Here is an 18,459-nt window from a genome sequence, read left to right as displayed (position 1 = left end):
TATTGTATGTGTGCATTATTTCTTAAGCAGTTTATTAAAGTCTATATCGTATCCGGCTTCTTGCATTTCTTGAGCAATTTTCATTTCCCAGTTTTCACTAACGTAAACAATACCGCTAATGTCATTAGGCAGTTCAATATCACCCTCGACTAATGGCACAACATTTTCACGTCCGAGCTTACCCATTAAGAAGCCATGTTCAAAGATTACATTCTGACGAGCTCTAGGCTGTAAGTCATTTACATTTGTCTTTACAACACCAAAATCATCAGGGGTATAGAGAATAATCGCAAAATCAGTTTCATCTGAGTAATCTTCAATTTTCTCTATTATTGTTCTACTTTTACTTACCTGTTCATGAAGTATGATTGCTTCGAAACCGAGCTTTTCAATGAAGCGAGCCGTTCGCTCTTTTACGTGTCCATCATGTCCATGCACGATGAACACTTTATTGGATTTAGCTTTAGGCGTTGATTGTGTTTCCAGTAGCTTAACATCCTTGTTTATAGGGGTGAAATCATACTCATCATTTTGTATATCAAGAATTAAGTTGCCCATGTAAGCATCCATGCGCTCCCCTTTTACTTTCCAAAAGTAGCCAGCATCAGTCATGCCATTTTTACGAGGAAGCACAAAATATGTTGGGTTTGCTTTTTCATTAAAATATGGGATTTCGTTAGGCAAATGTTGTGTAAAAAACTTAATTACACTCTTCTGCCAAGATTCAAAACGTGGGCGACCATAACTAGAAGATTGCTCTTTATAGGTATAAAGAACGTCCTCAATAAGTCTTGTTTGTAACTTCTTTAACCCACCAATAATCTCTTGTTTATTCATCAGTGCCTCATAAAAAAATACTATTAGAAGCATTCTATCGCGTTAGCAAGATATGGCAAGAAGTAGGGAGGTAACTTGCTGTTTGAAAATGGAGTTTGTGATGCTGTTCGAGAGTTGATGCTATAGGTACAATACGCAGTAGGAGCGTGTAATGTTTAGTACCTGACTTGCGAAGTTTAACCCTTACTATAACAACATTAGGCAGATGTGTTTAGTAAGGGCTATCAATTAAAACTTAGAAAAGCTTGTTGAAGTCGATCTCGTAACCTGCTTTCTTCATTTCTTTAGCTATAGCTGTTTGCCAGTCATCTCTAACGTAAACCACACCACTAATATCGTTTGGTATCTCAATGTTATCAGCGACTAATGGCACAACATTTTCTCGCCCAAGTAGACCAATCAATAAGCCATGTTCAAAGACAACATTTTGTCTTGCTCTTGGTTTTAGATCGCTCGGTTCTTTATTCTTTATTCCACCTATGTCATCAGCGGTGTAGAGGACAATTGCGAAGTCGGTTGTCTTAGCATACTCCAAGATTTTTTCGATGATTGTAGTGCTGCCACCACTAGCTTGTTCGTGAAGAATGATTGGTTCAAAACCTAGCTTTTGGATGAAGCGGGCGGTTCGCTCTTTGACTTCGTTATTGTGCCCGTGCACGATGAACACGTTTTTTGATTTTTCTTTAGGTGAAGCTTTTACAGTTTTAACAATTGTAGGCTTATATTCCAAATCATATACGCCATCTTTGACATCTATGAGCAATGAGTCAATAAGGCCTTCCAGTAAGATCCCTTCATTTCGCCAAAAATATTCAGCATCACTTTCATACTCACGGAAATATGAACATTGAGAAAATAACTCGTCAAAATTAACTGTATTTTGTGGTAAGTGTTCTCCTAAAAAACGTGACAGTGTTTTTATAAAAGATTGAAACCGTTGCTCACCTAAAGCAGAGCCTCGCTGCTTATACGCCTCTAATACATCACTTTTTAGTTTTATCCGAAATGATTCTAACTTTTCAATAATTTCTTGCTTATCCATCTCTGCCTCACAACACAATGCTATTAAAAGCATTCTATCGCGTTAGCAAGATATGGCAAGAAGTAGGGAGGTAACTAGCTGTTTTAAAATGGGGTTTGTGAAGTAGTGTGGGAGGTATTATTATAAGTGCAATGCGGATTAGGTCACTGTAATGACTGGCACCCGACTTTTGGAGCTTAACCCTTACTATAGCATCTATATATAGATGCTATAGTAAGGGTTTTAAAGCTAGACCTTAGCTTGAGCATTTTCGCGAACTACCCAATCGCGGCCAAAACCGCTCTTACCACAAGTAGTGCAAACATAATCACCAGTAGCAGTACCTAAGTAATACTCTTTAGATAGGTCAGGATGGTTGCATGGTTTATTGCCCCATTTCGCCCTTAGCTCTCTTGCTTCCTTTTCTTGCATTTTAAACTCCTTTAATCAAATTTGATTGTGATTTTCTACTATCACATTTCCTGTTTCACGTTCTTTATAGACAGTTTGATTAAACTCAACCTGAACAAGTTTGTCTCCCCTCATCTTCAAACGATAGAAATCTAAGCCACCGAAGTAAATCTCAGTGTCATCATCGTAGAGCCTTATCATTTCTTTAAGCTCACCAATTGTTAAAGTCATACTTCACCTTCCTTAGTTTAAAAATTTGTTAATAATCTTAAACTAGTACGTGAGTAGAAGCTAATTGTCTCTAACCATGCACTAGTGATGATTGTAGTCTTGTAGGTGCTATAGTTACTGTGCTTGTGTGTGCCATCCGCTTGGAAGTTCGCGATCAGCTGTTGCATGTTTTAGTTGCTTACGTTTACCTTTTATTTCTCTGATACCAAACTGGTCATTTTTGAAGTGTACTTGAAATTTGATATCATTAGCGTCGCTTGCAATCACAATTTTAGTAATGACCTTTTGAAGCTCAAGATTAACTAAACGCCTTAAATCAATGTTTTCGTGGTCAAGTGCTAAACGGGTATCTATACGGTCAAGCTGAGGCTTTGTGCAAGTATCTTCTAATGTGAATAGTTCAGCCTTTGCTTGTTTTAGCTGAGCTTCGATATCCTCATACATTGTAATGGCGCGTGAGTTGCCCTTAGCTACAAGTACAAGCAGGTTTTGGGCTTGTTCATCGAGAAGTGTTATTTGTGATTTTTTGTCTGATATTTCATCACGTTTATCAACTTGTAGTCTGCTAAAGCGTAATGACCTGAACCAGTTTAATATAGTGAACTCAGTATCTGGTAGGTTTATTGCGCGTGCTTTGCATTGTCCAGTTCCAACACGACCACTACAACGCAAATAAAGCATTTTTACCTTAATACCATTCCTAGTTGTGTTGCTTAGGTTAGGTTGATATGTATAGCCACATTCGCCACATACTAACAGACCACTGAATATGTTTTGCATGGCATGAGTTTTGGTTTTTGTTTTTGTGCGTCTAAATCTAATTTGTTGTGCTTTGTTGAACGTGTCAATGTCAATAACAGCAGGGTAATAGTCATATATAACTTGGTCTTTATGCGCTTCAACTGAGCTTATAAATGCACCATACGTTGAAGGTGATTTAATAATCCTAACAATACGCTGTTCGTTCCATGTCGGTTTGTGCTTATGTAAATTTTCACGATAAACAGGATATGGTATGTTTTCAGCGGTTAATGTTTTAGCTATAACACCGCCACCGCAACCATTAATGTACATCTCAAAAATACGTTTTATTAATGCAGCACGTTCAGGTATGAGTTCAATCTTGTTGTCCTTAACCTCTAACCAAACAGGGACTAAGCTTGTGATTACATCGCCTGTATCAACCGCTTTTTGTTTAGCTGTCTTGTAAGCTTGCTTTGCTCGCAATGCTTTTACTTTTGATTCGTTATGCGCACGTTCCATCACTGCTATTGCAATGTGTATTTTGTGAGTGTCTTCGCGGTTGTATATAACACCAGTAGATACTTCGTGAACTTCAACACCACTATTAATGATGTCCATTAAACGCGGTAAAGCGTCCATAGTATGCTCACGTCCTAAACGGTCTAGTGACTCAACTACTAAAGCGGCTGGGGTTGGGACTTTGCCCGTTTTGATAGCGTCTAGGAACACGCCTAAACGTCCTTGCATTTGTCTGCCGTGATAACCACTAGCTATGTCTTGGAAGCTGTCTAACTGTATCTCAAGCCCTATAGCGTTAGCGTAGGCATGTGTTAACTCAAGTTGTCTGTCTAAGCCGTCACCCTTTTTCTGTGTTTTGGTACTGATACGACTGTATATGAAGGCTTTCATTTAGGTTCCTGTAACTCACTTTAACTGTAGTTACAATAATATGCGCGTGCCATGGTAATGCACGGTCACGGTATCGCTCGCCTTGGGATGAACAGTGCCTGAGCCTTGATTTAACACCTGATATTGCAATCCTGAAGCAGTGCTGAGTACACCTTCTTTGGTTTTATTTTGTGCTAAAAATTCATTACCTAAACGGATATTTTCTTGGGCCGCTTTTTGGTTATTCATCGAGGTAAAGAAGTAAAAAATCACCCCAGCAATCACAACAACGGCAAGTAACATTTTCATTTTAAGGAACACCTTAGTCAATTTTGGCTATGTTATCAGTTTTTTAGCGTGAGAGGCTAGCGATGTTCGTGCGCGTAGCCGTGGATGATTCGCGTTACATTTTCTCACGCTTTAAAAGCATCCGAAGGCTTTATCCAGCTTTAGATATCGCTTAACCTGTGGCATTAGACTCTATAAAAACTCAATAAAAACAGATAAGAAGAATAAACAAGGATAGTCCTATGTTAACCAAAGCCGCAAAACCGTTAGTCAAGCTTGTCGACCGTTATTTACCCGATCCCTATATTTTTGTCTTACTCCTCACGTTAGTCGTGATGATTTCGGCCGTGGTCGCCGAGCAAAAAACACCTATGGACGTCATCAGTTACTGGGGCGATGGCTTTTGGGCACTGCTGAGTTTTTCGATGCAGATGCTGTTAGTGCTGGTGGCGGGATTTATGCTCGCCAGCTCACCACCGATAAAAAAATTGCTCGATGCCATCGCCGGCTTGGCTAAGTCTGCGCCGCAGGCGATTATCTTAGTGACGCTGGTTTCTCTGGCTGCCAGTTGGATTAACTGGGGCTTTGGTTTGGTAGTCGGCGCGTTATTTGCCAAAGCGTTGGCCCGTAAAGTGAGAGTGGATTATCGTTTATTGGTTGCTAGTGCTTACTCTGGTTTTGTGGTTTGGCACGGCGGCTTGGCGGGGTCTATTCCGTTAACCATTGCCACTGCGGGGCATTTCTCAGAATCACAAATTGGCATTATCTCTACCAGTGAGACCATTTTTGCCAGTTTTAACTTGCTGTTAGTACTGATTTTGTTTGTGGTTATGCCACTGGTAAACCGTTTTATGTTGCCAGAAGAAAAAGACAGCATCTATATCGACCCTAAGGCGCTTGAGGATGGAGGCGCAGACGATAAAGCGGCGCAGTTAACGGCCAATACGACTCGCCCTGCGGATAAATTAGAAAACAGTCGCTTGCTCGGTTGGAGTGTCGGCGGCGCGGGACTCGTTTACTTAGGCTATTACTTTGCAGTGCAGGGCGGCAGCTTAAACCTTAATTTAGTTAACTTTTTATTTTTGTTCCTTGCCATAGTGCTGCATCAAACGCCACGCAGTTTATTGCTGAGTCTTAACGAAGCGATTAAAGGCGGTGCGGGCATTGTGATTCAGTTCCCCTTCTACGCAGGCATTATGGCGGTGATGATGCAATCGGGTTTAGCCCAAAGTATCTCCGAAGGATTTGTAGCCATTGCCAGCGCAGAAAGCCTGCCATTTTGGAGCTTTATCAGCGCAGGTATTGTGAACATTTTTGTGCCTTCGGGGGGCGGACAATGGGCGGTGCAGGCGCCGATTATGTTGCCAGCTGCCGAAGCCTTGGGCGCCGATGTGGCACGTGTTGCTATGGCGGTGGCTTGGGGTGATGCATGGACCAATCTTATTCAGCCTTTCTGGGCTCTACCTGTGCTGGCCATCGCCGGATTAAAGGCGCGGGATATCATGGGATTCTGTTTAATGCAGTTGATTATCACAGGGGTCATTATCAGTATTGCCCTAAGCTGGTTTTAAGTACTGATATAGCTCAAAATTTCCCCGTTAAAAGAAGTAACAATTAACGGGGCTAATTGTTTCATTGCGACTTCCGTATTGTGTCAATTCCAAATGTGGCCGACATTTGGTTATGTATGCGCCTTGAATTGGCGTCCCTAAGGGCTCTACAACTTGTAGGCATGCTGACATTCGTATCTTCAGGTTGATTGGGGATTTCAGGTTGATTGGATATGCGCGCTTTAAATCAATCTATCCATCACTCCGGTTTGGAGCCCATAACCCAGCAAGGCCAAGTTGGTTACTACCGTTAGCCAAAACAGTTTACGAAAGGCCGTTTTTACTGATTTATGGCGTAGAAGGTGCTGGGCAAACAGTGCACCGGGCCAGCCGCCCATCAGCGACATCAGGTGCAAAGTACTTTCTTTGGTGCGCCATTTACCTCTTTTAGCGGCTGATTTATCAACGGCGTAGGTGAAAAAAGTGCATACACTCAGCGCCAAATATAAACCAGCAATCGCGACTGGCAGCATATGCCACCAAGCCGCGCCAATTAACATGGCGAGAAAGACCAGCGCTAATAACAATGGCATCGAACTCGCCTTGCTGTGAATCACTCTCGGCTTTGAGGCGCGGGGCGAGCGGGTGTGAGTCGTTTTTTTGTTGTTCATTTGTTCTGGTGCTAGGGACGAATGGATTTAAAGGCAAGGTGGCGCCAGAGTTTTTCGAGCGGCCCTTGCTTAAAGTAGCGTAAATATACACTCGCAAGCAGCAATTGCAGTAGCGAATAACCCAAGGCTATTGCCATATAACCGCCTCTATTGAGGGTTAACAGTAACTCAGGGGCAAAGTGGCGAAAGATAAATACGCCAACGATAGATTGCAGAATATAAAGGCTAAAGGCGAGTTTGCCGACATTTTGCAGTGGCTTTAGCACGGTCGAGCGGTTTTGGCAGATATAAACCACTATATGGATATAAATCAGCGCCATCGGGATAGCACTCAGCATGACTAGAATGTCTGAAAACATCACCAGTATGGGGTTTTCGGTTAAGCCTAATAGGGTATCCATGGAGGATAACACTAAGGTGGCTAAAGCGAGTTTGAGTAAGGTGTTACGGTCAAAACCCTGTTCAAAGATGCCCTGTTGATAGAGTGCCATCCCCAGCAACATTAAGCCTGCCGTAAACCACATTAAGGTAAAAGGGATCACGAGCGCCATATAGCCAACTTGAATTAAATGCAGCAGCAGTTGGTTGGGGTAACTCGATGTCCAAGCGCTGTATTGCTCGGCAAAAAGCACTGATTCGCGGGTAAACAGTTCGTCACTGCCGCTAAGCGCTATTAAGCTGATCATCACTAAGGCAATGAAAATAAAAATATTGGCCTTACGTTTTAACTCGTCGATGCTGGCATCACGGTAACAAAGTACTAAAAAACCGCTGATCCCATAGGTCAGTAAAATATCACCGGGCCAGATAATAATGCCGTGGAGCAGGCCAAAGACAATTAACCATTTCAAGCGTGAGCTTAGCAGCGAATAAGCGGCCAAGCCCTTGTTGCTAAATCGCTGAAATTGAATATAAAGCCCAACACCAAAAAGGATAGAAAATAGGCTGATAAAGCGCCCTTCAATAAAGAAATTGCTAATGCTTTGGAGGATTTGGTCTGAAAGTAAGGGGATTTGATGGGGCGCATAGCCATAAAAGCTTATCCCCATAAAATAGATATTCATAAAAAATATCCCCAAGACGGCTAAGCCCCGAATCGCATCGAGGTTGGCATTGCGAGTACTTGGGATCGAGTGATCGTGAGTGTGATTCGCCTTTGAGGGATTTGCCCAAGGATCTTTGGCAGCTTGAGTGATAGGTTTGATAGTAGGCATCCTTTCTCTACACGAAATGGGGTAAACCGAGTCAGAGCTCTGCTCCGTTCAATTTTATGGTACGAGGCCTTCGCCGAACTGGTGCTTAAGGTATATCACTGCTGAGCCATTCGATAAGAGCTACAAACAGCGTTGCTATTCACCAATATCTTCGTTCCATAGCTGTGGCTTGGCGGCGATAAAATCGCGCATCAGTTGTTTACACTCGGGATTGTCCACCACTGTCACGTCGACTCCGCGGGACTGAACATAGGCTTCCGGCCCTTGAAAAGTGACATTTTCACCGACCACTACCTTAGGGATGCCGTAGAGTAAAATTGCGCCACTGCACATATCGCAGGGGGAGAGGGTTGAATAGAGCGTGGCCTTTTGATAATCGGCGGCGGTCAATCTGCCAGCGTTTTCGAGGCAATCCATCTCAGCGTGTAACACGGCGCTGCCTTGCTGTACGCGTTTATTATGCCCGCGGGCGACAATTTTACCGTCAATCACTAATACTGAGCCAATGGGGATACCGCCTTCGGCTAATCCTTGTTTGGCTTCATCAATGGCGGCCTGTAAAAATTCATCCATGTTGTCCCCCTGTTAGATTGTTTTGCTTAGCATAGCAGTCCGTAAGGTTTGGGCAAGACAACTTAACTTGTTATCTTGCTTGACGATTAACCTTGGCTCGGTGGCGTTAACTTATTTTTGCGGCTTTTCTGAAATCCATAATTTGATATGTCCCTTTACGACCACGACTCCTTGAGTGTCGTAGGCGGTTACGGGCACTAGCATATCGCCGAGGGCCCATTGCTCTGGCGTGACTTCAGCCACACACAAAATATCGCTGCCCGCTTTGGCGGTGTAATCCACACTCATGCCCTTAGGGATCCAGCGTAAATGGGCGGGTATCGAGGCTTCGGCCATCACGCCCATTGCCATTTCTAGGCCATTACAAATCGCAATCACGTGCACCGTTTTTATATGGTTATGAACAGCATGACGTTTTTTTATTAAACATGAACAGTAGTTAAGGCGTAATTCAGTGATCAGTGGTTTGATGGTGCCAAAATAAGGCGCCATACGTGACACCATCATTGAGAAGATTTTTTGGCCAAAGGGTAAACCTTGGGTCTTGTGGTAAAGCGCAAGCACCTTGTTCGGTTTGGTACGGGTTTCTTCGTGAGTACTCATGTTTATCCTTCATCGGAGTGCAAACTAAGGGGGATAATCTTTGGCCAATGATGATGTTAGGTCTTAGTGGCGCGGTTATCTTTTTCTGGTCGGATGAGTGTAACATTGAGGTAACAATAATTGCCAGTCGGCTGAATTAAGTAAACTTCATTTCGCTGTTTTTAGGCTAACACCGTATAATCACGACAAATTTGTCATCAATGACACCACATATTGATTTAGCAACAAGGACTTACATTGAAATATTTGCTGACCTATTTTAAGGGCATGGCCATGGGCGCCGCCGATGTGGTGCCAGGGGTTTCGGGCGGCACCATCGCCTTCATTACTGGCATTCTTGATACCTTGCTTGAAAGCGTTAAGCGCATCAATCCATCCCTTTGGGGCGTGATTAAGTCGCAGGGGCTAAAAGGCGCTTTTATACATATCAATGGTGGATTTTTAGTGAGTCTATTGGCGGGGATCCTGACCAGTATTTTTAGCTTCGCTAAGCTGATTTCGTGGTTGCTGGTGGCGCATCCCATTCCGATTTGGTCATTCTTCTTTGGCTTAATCATTATTTCTGTGGTGCATATGCTCAAGCAGGTGAGTGGCTTTACGCTGGCACGCTTAGGTTTATTCGTGCTCGGCGTGTTGGCTGCTTGGGCAATTACTGTGCTTAATCCTGTGTCGGTGGAAGCCAGTTACTTAAATATCTTCTTTGGCGGTGCGATTGCGATTTGTGCCATGGTGTTACCCGGGATTTCGGGCAGTTTTATCTTATTATTGCTTGGCTTATATCCTGTAGTACTCGCAGCGGCGAAAAATATTCAACTGGATATTCTAGCGTGTTTTGCTGTTGGGGCCGTAATGGGGTTACTGACATTTAGCCATTTATTGTCGGCGCTGCTACGTAAATACCATGATGCCACTATCGTGTTTTTAACCGGATTGATGCTTGGTACCTTAGGCAAAATTTGGCCTTGGAAACAAACCTTAACCTGGCAGACCAACTCCCATGGCGAGCAAGTGCCTTTGCTGGAACAAAATATTTCGCCACTTAATTTTGAGCAAGTGACTGGCCAGCCCTCACAACTCTTGTTTGCTATTGTGTGCATGTTAGCGGCGATTGCCTTAGTGTGGGGCTTAGAAAAGGTTGGTAAACGGGATTAGCTAATTCTGTGGATGATGTTGAATAAAAGCAGCGAATATCGCTGCTTTTCTGTTTTAAGGGCGATTGAATATCTCGACTTTAGGGCAATGTCATTTTGCTCGTTCTTTAGTTACAATCGCCCAATTATAATGAGTGCTCAGCCATCGATGTTGTGCATCCGTTTAAACTCAGTGAGAGTTTGTCGTTACGATAAGGATATAGTTGTGGAAAAAAAACAGGTTCCCTGGGTTGGTGTGGCGCTAGCAATTTTTGCCTTAGGTCATGTAGTTAACTTGCTCATTGATAAACAAGATTCTGAGATATCACCTGAATTAAAGCAGCAAATTTCTGACACGATCTTAGCTCATCGGCCATCAACCGCCGTGAATAATGTTGTCACTTCCACCCCGAACAACCTTGAGTTGGTTGACGATTCGCCCAAAATCCCGATGCCCGCTCAGTTAGCCCAAGTGAGTCAAATCTACAGTAATCTCAGTGCATTTGCGGCGCTCAAGCAAGATGGCACTGTGGTGGCATGGGGCGAGCCTGACTGTGGCGGCGATATCAATAATGCCGCCGAGCCTCTGGTCAATGTAAAACACCTATATGCGGCAGAGGATAGTTGTGGTTTTGCGGCCTTAACCCATGACGGAAAGCTTATTCCTTGGGGAATGGCGATGAAGCAAGTGCTGACAGGTGTTCGTTCTTTTGTGTTGGGAGAGGTGCTGTATGCGGCCATCAAACAAGATGGCAGTGTAGTGAGTTGGTCTAACTTGGATTCAACGCCTGCCGAACTGATCTCGGGGCAATATGCCGCGCCTGCTATGACCAATATTGACACAGTCTTGATTAACAAAGGTGCCTTTGCTGCCTTAAAGCAAGATGGAACTGTAGTCACTTGGGGGGGCGCCGATTATGGCGGCGATAGTCGTCACGTAGCCTCTGAACTTACCCATGTCGATTTGCTCTATGCTAATGATAATGCCTTTACCGCGAGGACAGCGACAGGGAAATTAGTGTCTTGGGGCGGGCTCAGCGATGAGCAAAAAGGCCGTGAACAATTAGCTAAACTTAGCCAATTAGTGCCTGCCGTGAAAGTTGTTAACACCGATCATGGGTTCGCGGCACTGCTGGCTGATGGCAGCGTATATTCGTGGGGTGAGGGCGAATTGACTGAGTATCATGCCGCGTTTCCAGCGCGTTTATCTACCACAAGTCGCGCTAATAAAGTGATTGATATTTATGCAAATCGTGGTGCGTTTGCCGCTCTAACCATCAGTCGTCAACTGTACGTATGGGGCAGTAAATTCAATGGTGCCGATACGTCAGTCATACAGGAAAAGTTGCAAAACATTGATAAGGTTTATCCCTTTGATGAGGGATTTGTCGCGCTACGTCGGGATAATACGGCCGTTGCTTGGGAAGGTTGGGACTTGGGACAGCATCAACCACGTTATCAAGAAATCCCGCAGGTGGACAAGGTGGTGACCTATGAGCGGGAGTTTGCCTTTTTAAAACAGGATGGCACTGTGGTTGATGGTCACTCTGGACCTAAAACTCAAATCACTCAAGCATCGGATATTTTCCCGACAGGCTTTGGGTTTACGGTTAAACGCCTAGATGGTTCCATTGCTGTATGGATGGGCGAAGAGCCTGCGATGACGTTAGATAAGCAAGCCGTTGATTTGAGTCAAATGCGCGAGATTCGAAGCAATTTGTTTAATGCCATTGCGTTAATGGCCGATGGCACTGTACAGGCATGGAATATGATGGGCTTGAGCGGACAAGCCTCGCAATAACGAGCGCAAAATACTAAAACGCAAGGGCTAAGGTTATTAGATCTTAGCCCTTTATTTTAGGCTGAGGCTTTGTCGTTTTCAGCTTGATTGGCTTTGATTTCACGCAAATAGCGGTAAATGGAATGCACTGAAATCCCCAATCGAGTCGCCGCGACTTGGGCGCTATCCTTGAGTTCAAAAATCCCTAATTCATGGAGTTGATTGACGATTTCTCGACTTTTTTGTGAAGGTGAAATCGCAGCGTTAGCACGAACTTCGTGATTCACACTGTCAATCGCACTATGTAGCGCCTCATCAATATTGCGTGCGAATACTTCGGGTGAATGGGTCTGCTCATTGCTAAACAGTTGTTCTGGCATCATAGTGCGCAGGACTGATTGCAATGGGGCATCCATATCCGTGTTGATACAGAGCAATCCAATCGGTTGATCTTTGCTATTGCGGATAATGGTGGTGGTTGATCGGAGTGTTTTACCGTTGGCACATTTTGTCAGGTAAGCGTTAGAAATATCTTGTCCCGATTTTAGTTTTTGTATCGCAAGATTGGTAATCGGCGCGCCAACTTCTCGCCCGGTTATATGACCATTGGCAATTTTGACCACCGAAGGATGCTTAGCATCTAAGCTGTGCAGCACTACCTCTGTATGCTGGCCATACATGGCGGCAATCCCATCGACGATATTTTCGATCGACTTGAGTATATCCAGATCGCTTTGGGTTAAGTCATGTAATTTCATCATGTTAGCCTTTATTCAGAAGCCTATCAGGAATAACCGTCTTACTCTGACATGATGTTAATAATGGTGACATCCGTTGATGACATACCATTAAGGACCATTCTGCCAATGTTTTTGATGGTCTTCTCAACATCTTTGGCAATGATGCCTTGCCCAGAAACGTTTTGGCTGTTGAGCGCCATTAAGAAGGAGCGCACCGCCGCACTCGATGAGGTACTGACCTTCATAGCGCAGGAGGCTTTCGCACCATCACAGACCATACCCGAGCTGTCGCTGATAACATTTTGAATCGCAAAGCAGGATTGCTCGAAACTGCCGCCTGCTAAATACACCATCGCCATAGAGGCGGCGGCGCTGGTGACCGTATTGCCACAAAATGCCGATAATGGCGGGTAGTGTGACTTAATATAAATCGCCCCTAAGTGGCTCATAATTAAGGCGCGCGCCAGTTTTTCTTCACTGACTTTATAACACTGAGCCGTGATCACTACCGGAATCGTGGCCGCAATCCCTTGGTTACCACTGCCTAAATTGCTCATGGCGGGCAGGTTAGCGCCGCCCATACGCGCATCGGAAGCGGCCGCAGTTAGCATCACAATTTTATTGAGTAGGTCTTCGCCAATAATCCCCGCGGCAATACCGTTTTTCATGGTGCGGCCGACTTCTAATCCATAGGGTTTGGACATACCTTCATCGGATAATTTGCTATTTAACTCAGAGGCTTTAAGGATAAATTGGATTTCTTCGAAGGGCACTTCTTGGGCAAAACGGTAAATCGATTCAATATTGATATCAACGCCGTCGCAGATTGAGCCTGTAGCCTTGGCTTGGGCGTTATCGGCGGTAAATACTAACTCACCATTTAGGCGCTTTTCGGCTATTAAAGTATGGCCGCCGCAGATTTTTACCATGGCCTCTTGTTCACCCGCGGTTAATGTCACACAGCAATAGATAAATTCATCGGTCGCGGTACGCTCAACCTTCACTTTACCCGCATCAATAAGGGTTTGTGCTTGCGCCACTTGCTCTGGGGTGACGCTGGCTAGTACTTCCAATCCTGCGTCGGCATTGCCCGCAAGTGCGCCAGTGGCGGCAGCGATCGCAAGACCAATTTTGCCTGTGCCTGGCACATAGACGCCCATTGAGTTTTTATACAGATTATCAGAGACCTGCACTGCAATTGCATCTGGATCACCAGTCAATAATGTGCGTGCGACCGCTGCCGCGTATGCCGCAGCAATCGGCTCAGTACAGCCTAAAGCAGGTTTAACGACTTGATTGATGATTTGAATATACTGCTGCCATTGGGGTTTCATCGGGCTACAACCTTACAGATGCTTAATCGTTAACGTGGGCGATGGCTTCGATTTCCACTTTGACACCCAGTGGGAGATCCTTCACCGCAAAACAGCTGCGCGCTGGGCAGTCGGTTTTAAAATAGGTTTTATAAACGTCGTTAAAAGCGGCAAAATCACTGATTTCGCTTAAGTAACAAGTGGTTTTAAGTACGGTTTCAATGCTGCCGCCGCCAGCTTCGAGCACGTATTTTAGATTCTCAAGGCATTGCACCGATTGCTCGCTGATGCCGCCATCAACCACGCCACCTTTGTCTTTGCATACTGGCAGTTGTCCTGAGGTAAAAATAAGGTTGTTATAGCGAGTGCCGTGGGAATAAGGGCCAATGGCCAGAGGCGCGAGTTCTGCGTGAATAATGCTTTTCATGATTGAATCACCAAAGTCTAAATTTGCAACATTATTTGCATTTTTTGGCGATAGAGCAATCGTTATTGCAAATATTTTTGTATCCTTAGAAAGTTTTTGTGTTTTTTATTTAGCTATATCAGATTGTTATGTTTTGTGATGGCTGCTATTGGAAACACTCAACTTGGCTTTGACTCAAATGAATTTGCATTAGATAGCGGTTTTATGACTCGGTAATACCCTTGTTAGCTTTAACTCTGGTTAATAGGATTAATAGTATTAAGAGGATTAAGCCCAAATGAATCCGAGCGAAGATTTTGGCTAGATTCTAAAGCTGTTGCCAAATTTAGTTGACCACTACAAGGTGAGTTTACGCGTCAATCGTGAGCTTATTGCAAGTCCATTGAACGTAGTTATCATTGCAATAAGCTGTTTGATATACATTTATTTATCCGAGCTTGGTGTCTTCTGGCAAACGCTTACTCTTACATTTTGTCATAAGAGCTGCTCGACATTGAAGTAGAATAACTAGGCGTTATTCCTTGTTTCACGAGCACGATCTTGCCATAACGAACAACATTTAATCTCGAAACATTCCATACGCCCGAGAAATGAGCACACCCTCAAAATTTGTTTGAAGGTGTGTGAATCAAGCTAAAGCTTAAACTGCGAAGTCGCATTCTTCAGTTCATCGGCAAAATCGACTAAGCCTTCCGACACATTTCGCACCTGTGACAAAATCTGTAAGGTTTCGTCAAAGGAAGCATTCATACTAACCACATTATTCACAACGAGAGAGGCGACAGAAGCTTGTTCTTCGGTTGCAGAAGCAATATTCGTGTTCATTCCATTAATACTGACGATTTGCTCTTGGATTGATTTTAAGGCGAGGCCAGTATTTTTCGCGTTGGTTTCATTTTCTGAGGATTTGGTTAAGGCGGCATTCATGGTATTGACGGAAGAAACTGCGGCGGTTTTAAGATTTTGTAATACTTGACGGATTTCAGTGGTTGCATCGGCGGTTTTAGAGGCCAGGGCGCGCACCTCATCGGCGACGACCGCGAAACCTCGGCCTTGTTCACCCGCTCGTGCGGCCTCAATCGCGGCGTTTAGCGCTAACAGATTAGTTTGTTCTGCAATCGAGGTAATCACATTTAAAATTGAGGTGACATTTTCAGTATCTCTAGCTAACTCATTGATAGAATTTGAAGCAACTTGGATTCCTTTGTTGAGATCTTGGGAGATATCTATGGTTCGTTGCACCACATTCATGCCTTGCATGGCTTCTTTTTCAGCAACTTGGGCGGCACTGGCGGCTTGTCGAGCATTTTGCGATATTTCAATGACGGAATGACGCATATCCTCCATTGAAACTTGCACTGTACTCGCATCTTGGCTCTGTTGCTGAGTCGCTTTAGTCGCATCTTCCATCCGCTGTTTTAACGAATGTGAACTCTCTAACAGCGGGTCTGTTACGTTCACTACTTGGAGGATGGAATCGGCAAGTAATCTTAGAAATCGATTGAAGTTGCTGGAAACTTGGCCTAACTCATCAGTGCCAGAAACAGTGAGTTGATGATTTAAATCCCCTTTGCCATCAGCGAGTTCTTCAAGCGAGCGGGCAACGCTATGGGCGGCGGAGCTAATCGAGCGAGCAATTGCAATGGTTACAATAAACATCACGATAAGTAATGCAATACCAGAGGACACCGTTAGCCACAAGCTTTGCTCTGATCTGTCTGCGGCTTCTTTGATCGCTTGTTTAAACTCAATGATTTTACTCTGTTTGTAGGCTTGTACCTCATTGAGAACCGCTTCAAAGGCTTGAGACTTTTCTTGGCTGATTTGGCCAATATTTGCCATATCGATAGTCCCAGCCAGCATGCCTTTAGCTAGCTTTAGCGTCATGTCATTGTAGCGGGTGAGTTTATTAGATAAGCCGTTTAACTGATTTGCCTGCGAGGGATCAACGCTATCAAGCTGTTGTAGATTCTTACGAACTGACTCGTACATATTTTCCGCGTTGGTCAATAAATCTTCATCTGCAAAGGAAACCGATTGGGTATAAAGTTCATCGAGTCGTTGCACAAAAAATACGTTTTGATTGGCTAACTCTACTCTTTGATAAACTTGTTGCTCCATATAATTAAGCGTTGCGCGATTTTTATTAATTGAAATAACACTAATGCTTAAATTTAATGTGAATATAACGACAGCTAAAATAAAAATTGCGCCAACTTTTTTAAAAATAGAAACGTTGTTAAAAAAATTCATTATCAGCCCCCAAAAGGTGCCGGAGTATACTCCGGCACACCAACTTAAAATTCGGCAACCACTTTGACCGAATCATTGGCCTCACTACTATCAATATAGCCAATAATATTGGGGTTTGAAGAAACAAGTTTAATCATTTCTGCCCCACTAGTGACTTCTTTGGGCGGTGTTCCTTTACCGGTAAATACTTTTTGTGACCAATAGGATTTGAGTTGACTCGATGATTTACCTAAGACTTTTGAGTCAAAGGTTTCCCTTAATGGTACGGCACTGTCCAAATTCACTGGAACAGCTGAAGCACCGTTAGGAAAGGTTTTTGTTTTTCCTAGATAAATGTTTTCTATTGCTTTTTGATCAATAGTATCGCCATTGCTCGGATGAACAATTACCACCACGCCAGCCCAAATGGGCATTGATACTAAGCTAAGTAGGATTGAGCAAAGTAATTTTTTCATGTCTCTCTCCTAAAATACCAAGTCAACGCCGAGGCTGATGGATTGCGAGTCTCCGGCGACCTTCATGCCTGGGCCGCCTTCATCTTTTACATCATCGTATTGAATTTTAAAGGCTGCTGAGGGATGGAAATCCCAGCGAATTCCCGCAGATGTAGTGTGATGAACTTCCCCACCTTCACCATCATCAAAGTCAGAATACGAGACGAAAGGCATAACTGAATTAATGCGGTATCCCAATGTGACCAGATAAGTATCTAGATTACTACCATCGAGATCTAAGCGATTCAGCTCAGATAAAAATAAGAAATTGTTATAGTCAATATTTACAGATAGGCCGTAAAATTTGCCTGTTCTTTGTTTATTGCCGTTCCATTCTTGTTGTACGCCGCCAATATAACGTTCATTGGTATATTGCATATGGGTTAAACGAATATCTAACCAATCACGGTTAAATTGTACTACGATGCCGCCAATATCTTTCCAAACTTCACGGGTGTTCTCTAGGAAAAAGAAATCAGAAAGTAATTTATTGGGGTCACTATCTTCACTGCCGTAATAGACCTGTCCTGACATAGTCCATTCACCCATTAAATAGTTATATAACGCGCTAACACCCGTGTAGTTAAAGACTTGCCATGTGTAGTTATCTGCTGGTGGACGGATCCAAGGATAGGCATATCCCACGTCGAAAAAGTCACTGTAATAATAGAGTGGCAGTCTTTTTTTGCCGCCTTGTACCGTCCAGTGTTCATTTAATTCGTAGGATAAATAGGCCCACTCAAAATCGGCTGAAAAGTCATCGGCACCTCGGGAAACCACCTGAGCGGTCGCGGATAATCCTTCTAGTAAATCGGCTGAAAATTGAATACCAAAAAGTGTGTCGGGTTTAAAGCTGATATCTTCATCGTACGCGCCCACGAGTGGATAATCAGCTAGGAAGGTTGGACCAAGGTCAAACTCTGCAACGCCAGTGCCATCTATTACTCTACCCGCAACCACTGAGGCAAAACCTGAAATATTCACTTCGGCTTGGGCACTGGTGGCAAGTAAGAGAGAACAGAGACTGAATAACAGTTTATGTTTCATAGATAAACCTACTTTTGTAAGGTATGTGCATTTTTAAGCCTAGAATGAATGTGGTTTTTTACCATTATTTTTGGAACAATTTTGCAACAATCACGTCTAAGTTTCATTTTCCGGCAGAGCTTCAGGGCTTTTTTACTTTGATTTTGATTTATTTGGTGTTTAGTCATTTTGACCATGCATCAGTTAAGAGGCTGTCGAGCCAAACATGGATAAGTAATGTGTGACAACGTTTTTAAGAGTACTG

Annotated in this window: 18 protein-coding genes and 1 pseudogene; 3 read left to right on the top strand and 16 right to left on the bottom strand. The window is 43.7% G+C overall.

The features are described from left to right. Window positions 1–15: 15 nt before the first annotated feature. The 6 genes and pseudogenes from MMG82_RS16440 to MMG82_RS16415 all read right to left on the bottom strand — a co-directional run. Window positions 16–837 carry a nucleotide-binding protein gene (locus tag MMG82_RS16440; protein ID WP_241407114.1) on the bottom strand — a complete coding sequence of 274 codons (822 nt, stop codon included), beginning with the start codon at window positions 835–837 and terminating at the stop codon, window positions 16–18. Window positions 838–1,072: 235 nt separating this feature from the next. Beyond that, a complete protein-coding gene (locus MMG82_RS16435) occupies window positions 1,073–1,879 on the bottom strand; it encodes a nucleotide-binding protein (RefSeq protein WP_241407113.1) in 807 nt (268 codons plus the stop codon). Window positions 1,880–2,107: 228 nt separating this feature from the next. After that, window positions 2,108–2,290, bottom strand: a complete 183-nt coding sequence (locus MMG82_RS16430) for a hypothetical protein (protein ID WP_241407112.1) — start codon at window positions 2,288–2,290, stop codon at window positions 2,108–2,110. A gap of 15 nt (window positions 2,291–2,305) precedes the next feature. Continuing rightward, complete coding sequence (locus tag MMG82_RS16425; protein ID WP_241407111.1) at window positions 2,306–2,500, bottom strand: hypothetical protein; 195 nt, start codon at window positions 2,498–2,500, stop codon at window positions 2,306–2,308. A 114-nt stretch (window positions 2,501–2,614) separates the two neighbouring features. Then, complete coding sequence (locus MMG82_RS16420; RefSeq protein WP_241407110.1) at window positions 2,615–4,153, bottom strand: recombinase family protein; 1,539 nt, start codon at window positions 4,151–4,153, stop codon at window positions 2,615–2,617. Window positions 4,154–4,198: 45 nt separating this feature from the next. After that, window positions 4,199–4,441: pseudogene (locus MMG82_RS16415) on the bottom strand (FKBP-type peptidyl-prolyl cis-trans isomerase N-terminal domain-containing protein); the annotation flags it as partial. 221 nt (window positions 4,442–4,662) lie between these two features. Between MMG82_RS16415 and MMG82_RS16410 the strand changes: the two are divergent. Beyond that, complete coding sequence (locus MMG82_RS16410; protein WP_047534927.1) at window positions 4,663–5,991, top strand: short-chain fatty acid transporter; 1,329 nt, start codon at window positions 4,663–4,665, stop codon at window positions 5,989–5,991. Between the two features lie 221 nt (window positions 5,992–6,212). Here MMG82_RS16410 and MMG82_RS16405 read toward each other — a convergent pair whose 3' ends face one another. The 4 genes from MMG82_RS16405 to MMG82_RS16390 all read right to left on the bottom strand — a co-directional run bounded on the left by MMG82_RS16405 (window position 6,213) and on the right by MMG82_RS16390 (window position 9,031). Beyond that, complete coding sequence (locus tag MMG82_RS16405; protein WP_047534924.1) at window positions 6,213–6,563, bottom strand: DUF1294 domain-containing protein; 351 nt, start codon at window positions 6,561–6,563, stop codon at window positions 6,213–6,215. Window positions 6,564–6,652: 89 nt separating this feature from the next. After that, on the bottom strand, window positions 6,653–7,855 hold the full coding sequence (locus tag MMG82_RS16400) for a DUF418 domain-containing protein (protein WP_047534920.1): 1,203 nt from the start codon (window positions 7,853–7,855) through the stop codon (window positions 6,653–6,655). Window positions 7,856–7,990: 135 nt separating this feature from the next. Next, window positions 7,991–8,428, bottom strand: a complete 438-nt coding sequence (locus tag MMG82_RS16395; RefSeq protein WP_037415746.1) for a nucleoside deaminase — start codon at window positions 8,426–8,428, stop codon at window positions 7,991–7,993. Window positions 8,429–8,539: 111 nt separating this feature from the next. Beyond that, entirely contained in the window at window positions 8,540–9,031 is a 492-nt protein-coding gene (locus tag MMG82_RS16390; RefSeq protein ID WP_047534916.1) for a hotdog fold domain-containing protein, read from the bottom strand. Between the two features lie 237 nt (window positions 9,032–9,268). Between MMG82_RS16390 and MMG82_RS16385 the strand changes: the two genes are divergently transcribed. Both MMG82_RS16385 and MMG82_RS16380 read left to right on the top strand, forming a co-directional pair. After that, the gene (locus tag MMG82_RS16385) at window positions 9,269–10,183 is read left to right on the top strand and encodes a DUF368 domain-containing protein (RefSeq protein ID WP_037415751.1); all 915 of its coding nucleotides are present in this window, start codon (window positions 9,269–9,271) and stop codon (window positions 10,181–10,183) included. A 204-nt stretch (window positions 10,184–10,387) separates the two neighbouring features. Further along, complete coding sequence (locus tag MMG82_RS16380) at window positions 10,388–11,962, top strand: hypothetical protein (protein WP_241407109.1); 1,575 nt, start codon at window positions 10,388–10,390, stop codon at window positions 11,960–11,962. Window positions 11,963–12,018: 56 nt separating this feature from the next. On the opposite strand, the gene MMG82_RS16375 is transcribed toward MMG82_RS16380, so the two are convergent. From MMG82_RS16375 to MMG82_RS16350, 6 genes are all read right to left on the bottom strand, one after another. Next, entirely contained in the window at window positions 12,019–12,699 is a 681-nt protein-coding gene (locus tag MMG82_RS16375; RefSeq protein ID WP_099457714.1) for a PAS domain-containing protein, read from the bottom strand. A 41-nt stretch (window positions 12,700–12,740) separates the two neighbouring features. Continuing rightward, window positions 12,741–14,015: an L-serine ammonia-lyase, iron-sulfur-dependent, subunit alpha gene (locus MMG82_RS16370; protein WP_241407108.1), complete on the bottom strand. Its 1,275-nt coding sequence runs from the start codon at window positions 14,013–14,015 to the stop codon at window positions 12,741–12,743. Between the two features lie 22 nt (window positions 14,016–14,037). Further along, window positions 14,038–14,421: a RidA family protein gene (locus MMG82_RS16365; RefSeq protein WP_047539621.1), complete on the bottom strand. Its 384-nt coding sequence runs from the start codon at window positions 14,419–14,421 to the stop codon at window positions 14,038–14,040. 633 nt (window positions 14,422–15,054) lie between these two features. Next, the gene (locus MMG82_RS16360; RefSeq protein WP_037415762.1) at window positions 15,055–16,674 is read right to left on the bottom strand and encodes a HAMP domain-containing methyl-accepting chemotaxis protein; all 1,620 of its coding nucleotides are present in this window, start codon (window positions 16,672–16,674) and stop codon (window positions 15,055–15,057) included. A 44-nt stretch (window positions 16,675–16,718) separates the two neighbouring features. Continuing rightward, complete coding sequence (locus MMG82_RS16355; protein ID WP_037425478.1) at window positions 16,719–17,129, bottom strand: phosphate ABC transporter substrate-binding protein; 411 nt, start codon at window positions 17,127–17,129, stop codon at window positions 16,719–16,721. A gap of 9 nt (window positions 17,130–17,138) precedes the next feature. Beyond that, window positions 17,139–18,215 (bottom strand): hypothetical protein, encoded by a 1,077-nt coding sequence (locus MMG82_RS16350; protein WP_037415766.1) that lies wholly within the window; start codon window positions 18,213–18,215, stop codon window positions 17,139–17,141. Window positions 18,216–18,459: the final 244 nt, after the last annotated feature.

It is taken from the genome of Shewanella sp. MM_2022_3, from assembly GCF_022557375.1.
Classification (GTDB): Bacteria; Pseudomonadota; Gammaproteobacteria; order Enterobacterales; family Shewanellaceae; genus Shewanella; species Shewanella xiamenensis.
The sequence above is the reverse complement of the archived record's forward strand: the minus strand, read 5'-3'. Positions and strand labels throughout refer to the sequence as shown.